Below are 1,931 nucleotides of genomic sequence, written 5' to 3'. Positions count from 1 at the left end.
TGGCGAAACGCTGGTGAAGCTTGCGGAAAAAGACGAGAAAGTCACCGCGATTACCGCTGCAATGCCATCGGGCACCGGTGTGAATATCTTTGCCGATCATTTCCCCGATCGTGCCTTTGACGTCGGGATTGCCGAACAGCATGCCGTGACCTTTGCCGCCGGGATGGCGTGCGAGGGGTACAAGCCGTTCTGCACGCTGTATTCGACCTTCCTGCAGCGCGGTTATGATCAGGTCGTGCATGATGTCGCGATTCAGAACCTGCCGGTGCGTTTCGCCATGGACCGTGCCGGTCTGGTCGGGGCGGATGGGGCGACCCATGCCGGGGCCTATGACATTGCCTATCTTGGCTGCCTGCCGAACTTTGTTCTGATGGCGGCGGCTGATGAAGCCGAACTGGTGCATATGACCACAACCGCCTGGGCGATTGATGATCGACCATCTGCGTTCCGCTATCCGCGTGGCGAGGGTGTTGGCGTTGAAATGCCGACCGAGGGAAAAGTCCTTGAAATCGGCAAGGGTCGAATTCTGCGTGAAGGTGGCAAGATTGCCATCCTGTCCTATGGCACGCGTCTGGCCGAGGCGCTTGTTGCCGCTGAAGACCTTGCTGCGCGTGGCTTGCCTGCGACTGTGGCCGATGCACGCTTTGCCAAACCGCTTGATCATGAACTGATTGCCAATCTGGCGCGCAACCACGAAGTCCTGATCACCATCGAAGAAGGGTCGATCAACGGCTTTGGCGCGATGGTCCTGCAGCATATGGCAGGCCACGGATTGCTTGATAACGGGCTTAAGATCCGTACCATGGCGCTGCCCGATGCGCTGGTTGATCATGACAAGCCGGAAATCCAGTACGAGAAAGCCGGGCTTGATGCCAAGTCCATCGTCAAGACCGCGCTGGGTGCACTTGGTATGAGCGAGAACAAGGCACGTGCCTGACGGTTTTCGCCAAGGTTAGAATTCAAAAAGGCCGGTTGTCAGAAGACAGACCGGCCTTTTTGTTATTCGACGTAAATCATCTTGTGTGTCATGCCACCGTCAATGCGGATGGTTTCGCCGGTCATGAAGCCGGATCTATCGGAATCCAGCAGGAAGGTAACGGCCTGCGCAATGTCTTCGGGTTTGCCGACGCGGCCAACCGGGTGTTGCGATTTATCGGCCGCGCTGTGATCGGGCGTGGTTTTGTTGGCCTTTTTCTGCCAGTCGCCAACTTCGATCCAGCCCGGCGCAATGGCGTTGACGCGAATCTCGCCCGCCAGACTGACCGCCAGCGCATGGGTCAGGGCTACGATGCCGCCCTTGGACGCGGCGTAGGGTTCTGTGTTGGCTTCGGACTGGAAGGCGCGGGTGGAGGCAATATTGATAATCGCGCCGCCGGTTTCACGCAGATGCTGTGTCGCGTGTTTGGTTGCCAGAAACGCACCGCCCAGATTGACGTTGATCACCCGTTGCCATTGATCCCATTCAAGGTCTTCGATGTTTGGCGCGTGGGGATTGGCAATACCGGCATTGTTGATCAGGCCATCAATCCGGCCAAACCGGTCAACGCATTGTTGCACGGCGAGTTTGATGTCGGCCTCAACGGCGACGTCGCCGTGCAGGAACAGGGTACGGTCGCGCTGGGCATCGGACAGGCTGCTTAAGGCTTCTTCGCCTGCGTCGGCATCAAGATCGAACATGGCAATCTTCCAGCCAAGGTCCAGAAGGTGCTTTGAGATACCAAGGCCCAAACCCTGTGCACCGCCGGTGATAAAGGCCACGCGCGGTGCTTGTGCTGACGGCTGTTGCATGTCTGCCCTACATGTTTGTTTGGTGGTGGCGTCGGGTGAAGGCCCGACCATTCAGGAACGTTCGAGAAATGGTCTTGTTCGCGTGAAAATGCAAGTCACCGGATCAGGTTGAACTGACCCCGTTTTCAAGCCGATCGAGCAGC

The 1,931-nt window shown here is 57.7% G+C and carries 2 protein-coding genes; one reads left to right on the top strand and one right to left on the bottom strand.

Features of this window, described 5'->3' with window-relative positions:
- On the top strand, nt 1-937 hold a 937-nt coding region (locus B2R48_RS02370), incomplete at its 5' end, for a transketolase C-terminal domain-containing protein (protein WP_296997345.1).
- Nucleotides 938-999: 62 nt separating this feature from the next.
- Here B2R48_RS02370 and B2R48_RS02365 read toward each other — a convergent pair.
- The gene (locus B2R48_RS02365) at nt 1,000-1,788 is read right to left on the bottom strand and encodes a glucose 1-dehydrogenase (protein WP_296997343.1); all 789 of its coding nucleotides are present in this window, start codon (nt 1,786-1,788) and stop codon (nt 1,000-1,002) included.
- Nucleotides 1,789-1,931 lie beyond the last annotated feature (143 nt).

This window comes from Thalassospira sp. UBA848, assembly GCF_002295455.1.
GTDB lineage: Bacteria > Pseudomonadota > Alphaproteobacteria > Rhodospirillales > Thalassospiraceae > Thalassospira.
The sequence above is the reverse complement of the archived record's forward strand: the minus strand, read 5'-3'. Positions and strand labels throughout refer to the sequence as shown.